The sequence below is a fragment of the Pseudomonas sp. SIMBA_068 genome (assembly GCF_046534705.1).
Lineage (GTDB): Bacteria > Pseudomonadota > Gammaproteobacteria > Pseudomonadales > Pseudomonadaceae > Aquipseudomonas > Aquipseudomonas putida.
On record NZ_JAWRYI010000070.1, the window covers coordinates 1 to 435 of the forward strand.

At 36.1% G+C, this 435-nt stretch carries 1 protein-coding gene; it reads right to left on the reverse strand.

What is annotated here, in order from left to right; all coding sequences use genetic code 11:
* On the reverse strand, nt 1-415 hold a 415-nt coding region (locus SB756_RS28180; protein WP_410912777.1), incomplete at its 3' end, for a hypothetical protein.
* Nucleotides 416-435 lie beyond the last annotated feature (20 nt).

Genomic DNA, 435 nt, shown 5'->3' on the forward strand with positions numbered 1-435 from the left:
TGGTAAAGCCTTTTGTAACTTCGTGATTTCTTGCATCGGGGGCATCAAGTATTTGGTGGCTTAGTATGTAGTTAAAGTAATCTGGGTAGTCTTTTGCTGTTAATACTGAGTCAAGAATGACTTCATCGTTCTCATCAAGGCACATTAAACAATTTATCTCAGAGTATTCTTCATTAAACAGCCATAAGCTGACTCTGTTGGCCGCAGGTATTAATCTTTTTAGTTCACGGCATGTTTGTTTAAGTTTATGTTCTCTTTTAATGCTCGGGTCACTAATTTTTATTGCTAAGTCTTTGAGATTTTCGTTGTTTGGATTGTAAACATTAAGCAAGCTGTTCAAGCTATCTTTATTAAATGGCTTAGTTAAATAACCGTCCATGCCAATACTTAGGTAATGCTCAATATCTTGCTTCATTGTGTTGGCAGTCATGGCAA